Source organism: Streptomyces sp. B1866 (assembly GCF_031932565.1).
Classification (GTDB): Bacteria; Actinomycetota; Actinomycetes; order Streptomycetales; family Streptomycetaceae; genus Streptomyces.
In genome coordinates this window covers 1-3,805 of sequence record NZ_JAVSCF010000390.1, presented here as the reverse complement: position 1 = coordinate 3,805, position 3,805 = coordinate 1, and the positions used below count along the sequence as shown (strand labels likewise).

Below are 3,805 nucleotides of genomic sequence, written 5' to 3'. Positions count from 1 at the left end.
CCGCACCGGCCCCGGCCGCGCCGCCCGTACCGCCCCCGCGCTGGGCCGGAATCGCCGCGCCGCCAGAGCCCCCGGCTCCGCCGGAGCCGTCCGCGCCGCCGTCCCGGCCCGCCGCGGGCACGCGCGGGGGAGCGGCCGCGCCCTTGTCCGAGGCCGGCACCTCGGAGGCCGGCGCCTCCGAGACCGGCACCTCCAGGACGTACGCGTGCCCGCCCATGCCCTGCATGTCGTGCGCCCGCAGCGTGCCCCCGTGCCGCCGCACGATGCCCCGCACGATCGGCTCGTGCACCGGGTCGCCGCCCGGGTTCGGCCCGCGGACCTCGATCCGCAGCGTGTTCGCGCGCCGCGCGCCGACCACCACTATGGTCGAGTCGGTGGCCCCCGCCGCCGCCTTGCCCGTGGAGTCCACACCGGCCACGTCGGCGATCAGGTGGGCGAGGGCCTGCGCCAGGCGCTCGGGGTCGACGTCGACCTCCGTGCCGGGCGCGTGCACGGTGAACTGCGCGCGGCCCGGCCCGATCAGCTCGACCGCGCCCTCCACACCGGCCGACACCACCGCGTCCAGCGCCACCGGCCGCCGCGCCAGCTTCTCGCCGCCCGAGTCGAGCCGCTGGTAGCTGAGCACGTTGTCGATCAGGGCCGTCATGCGGGAGTAGCCGGCCGCCAGGTGGTGCAGTATCTGGTTGGCCTCCGGCCACAGCTGCCCGGCCGGGTCGTCGGCGAGCACGCCCAGCTCGCCGCGCAGCTGCCCCAGCGGCCCGCGCAGCGACTCGTCCAGCACGGCCAGCAGCTGCGCGTGCCGGGCGGCGAGCGCGTCGTACGGGCGGCGGTCGGTGAAGGTCAGCACGGCGCCCACCAGCTGGTCGCCGTCCCGGACCGGCGCGGTGGTCAGGTCCACCGGCACCGCGCGCCCGTTCTTCGCCCACAGCGCCTGGCCGCGCACCCGGTGCTTGCGGCCGGAGCGCAGCGTGTCGGCGAGTGCGGACTCCTCGTACGGGAACGGCGAGCCGTCGGGCCGCGAGTGCGACAGCAGCGGGTGCAGGGCCTGGCCGCCGAGGTCGCTGGCCCGGTAGCCGAGGATCTGCGCGGCGGACGGGTTGACCAGTACGATCTTGCCCTCGGTGTCCACGCCCACCACGCCCTCGGCGGCGGCCCGCAGGATCATCTCGGTCTGCCGCTGCTGGCGGACCAGCTCGGCCTCGGTGTCGACGGCGCCGGTCAGGTCCCGTACGACGAGCATCAGCAGCTCGTCGCCGGTGTACGCGGGCGCGCCGCGGCCGGGCCCGGGCGGCCGGTCGGGGTAGGGCCCCCGGTCGTCCTCCAGGTTGGCGCTGGTCACCTCGACGGGGAACGGCGTGCCGTCGGTGCGCCGCGCGACCATCCGGCTGGGCTTGGTGCGGCCCGCGTCCTCGTCGTCCGGGCGGCGCATCGAGCCGGGGATGCGCTTGGAGTCGAAGGAGGGCAGCAGGTCGAGCAGGCCCCGGCCGACCAGGGCGGTGCCCGGTGACTGGAAGCGCTCCAGGGCCACCTGGTTGGCGCTGACGACCGTGCCGTTGCAGTTCACCAGCAGGACGGCGTCGGGCAGGGCGTCGAGTATGGCGGCGAGGCGAGCAGCGCCTCGGGATGGCCTGCTGCTCACGATGTCGCTACCTCCCTGCCGCGCCGTTCCGCCGCACCGCACCCGCTGGACCGTGACTTATCAGTAGGCGAGTCTAAGGGCAGTGCGGCCGGACGCGAGGGTGCGGGACGAGGAGGCCGCGGCCGGGCGCCGCCCCGGACGGTGCCCGGTCCGGCGCCGCGCCGCGCCCGACCGCGCCGCTCCGCCGCGCGTCGGAGGGGCCGCCTGCCTGGGCTGTCTGCCCGTCGGCGGGACGGATTCCCGCGCGCCGTACGGACGTTGGGCGCGCCGGGGCCGGGCGTGGCGGTCGCGGGGTGGTACGCGCGGCGCGGCGCGGTACGGCCGAACGGGTGACGCGCGTCGCTCCTCCCCTCCATTGCCCGTCTGTGGGCGGTCCCGTGGGCGGCCCCGCTTTTTCTCCGATCGATGATTTCCCGGCGGATCCGACGGACCCGATCGAGCGGCCGCCGGGCCGACGGCCGGGCACGGCCCGCCGCGGCGGTCGCCCTGGTGCCCGCGACCCGGCGCGCACGGCGGCCGACGCCGGCCCCCGCGCGTGCCGAGGCCCCGGTCACAGCCTCCGCGCGTGCCGAGGCTCCGGCCCGCGCCGGAACCCCGCCGGCCGCCTCCGGCCCGTACCGCGCGGCCGCCGTCGGCCGGGGGACGCCCGGCCCGGTCACCGTACGGGCGTGAAGTCCCGCGCCCCGATGAACTCGGGCCGCCGCGCGGGCGCCGCGAACGGCTCGACCGCCGCGTTCTCCACGCTGTTGAACACGACGAACACGTTGCTGCGCGGATACGGCGTGATGTTGTCGCCGGAGCCGTGCATGCAGTTGCAGTCGAACCAGACCGCCGACCCGGCCGCGCCGGTGAACAGCCGGATGCCGTGCCGCTCCGCGAGCGAGGTCAGCGCCTCGCGGGACGGCGTGCCGGCCTCCTGCACGCGCAGCGACCGCCTGTAGTTGTCCTCCGGGGTCGCGCCGGCGCAGCCCACGAAGGTGCGGTGCGACCCCGGCATGATCATCAGGCCGCCGTTGGTGACGAGGTTGTCGGTCAGCGCGATCGACACGGACACGGCGCGCATGCGCGGCAGCCCGTCCTCGGCGTGCCAGGTCTCGAAGTCGGAGTGCCAGTAGAAGCCGGAGGCGCCGAAGCCGGGCTTCACGTTGACCCGGCTCTGGTGCACGTACACGTCCGAACCCAGGATCTGCCGGGCCCGCCCGGCCACGCGCGGGTCGCGGACCAGCCGGGCGAACACCTCGCTGATCCGGTGCACCTCGAACACCGACCGGATCTCCCGGGACTTCGGCTCCACCACCGCGCGCTCGTCCGCCCGTACCGCCGGGTCCGCGACCAGCCGGTCCAGCTCGGCGCGCAGCTCCGCGACCTCGTCCGGCGTGACGAGCCGGTCGACGCCGAGGAAGCCGTCGCGGTCGAAACCGGCCAGGTCGGCCGGGGGGACCGGCCCCGGCGCGCCGGGCTCGGACCACACCACCGGATCCCGGCGCGGTACGACGCTCTCCCGCGCGCCGCGGGTGGGGTACGGGTCGGTGGTCCTGGCCGCCGTGGTCACCGGACCTCCTGGCGGCCGGTGAGCAGCGGGTAGACGCCGTGCTCGTCGTGGTCCTCCCGTCCGGTCAGCGGCGGGTTGAACACGCACACGCAGCGGAAGTCGGTCCGGGGGCGCAGCGTGTGCCGCTCGTGCCCGTCCAGCAGGTACAGCGTGCCGGGCTTGATCTCGTACGTCTCACCGGTGGTGTCGTCGGTCAGCTCGGCCTCGCCGGCCACGCACAGCACGGCCTCGACGTGGTGGGCGTACCACATCGACGTCTCGGTGCCCGCGTACAGCGTGGTCTCGTGCAGGGAGAAGCCGACGCCCTCCTCGGCGAGCACGACGCGCTTGCTGCGCCAGGTGCCGCTCGCGGCGGTGACGTCGCGGTCGGTTCCCTCGATGTCCTTCAGCGATCGGACGATCACGGGGGTGGGTGCCTTTCTGTTCTGTGCGGTCTGGTCGTACGCGCGGGTACGGGAGGGAGCGCGGGCCGCGCGGGTCGTCACGCCGTGTCGTGGACCGCGCGGGTGAGGATCGCCAGGCCCTCGTCCAGTTCGTCGGGTGTGATGGTCAGCGGGGGCAGCAGCTTGACGACCTCGCCGTGCGGGCCGGAGGTCTCCAGCAGGAGTCCGAGC

Annotated in this window: 3 protein-coding genes and 1 pseudogene; all 4 read right to left on the bottom strand. The window is 75.8% G+C overall.

The annotated features are described in order from the left end of the window. A partial coding sequence (locus RKE29_RS28500; protein ID WP_312008580.1) for a PAS domain-containing protein occupies window positions 1–1,639 on the bottom strand: 1,639 nt, incomplete at its 3' end. 655 nt (window positions 1,640–2,294) lie between these two features. Then, window positions 2,295–3,191 carry an ectoine hydroxylase gene (thpD, locus tag RKE29_RS28495; protein ID WP_312008579.1) on the bottom strand — a complete coding sequence of 299 codons (897 nt, stop codon included), beginning with the start codon at window positions 3,189–3,191 and terminating at the stop codon, window positions 2,295–2,297. After that, entirely contained in the window at window positions 3,188–3,595 is a 408-nt protein-coding gene (locus RKE29_RS28490; RefSeq protein WP_312008578.1) for an ectoine synthase, read from the bottom strand. The genes thpD and RKE29_RS28490 overlap by 4 nt, the downstream gene beginning before the upstream one ends. A 77-nt stretch (window positions 3,596–3,672) precedes the next feature. Then, window positions 3,673–3,805: pseudogene (locus RKE29_RS28485) on the bottom strand (diaminobutyrate--2-oxoglutarate transaminase); the annotation flags it as partial.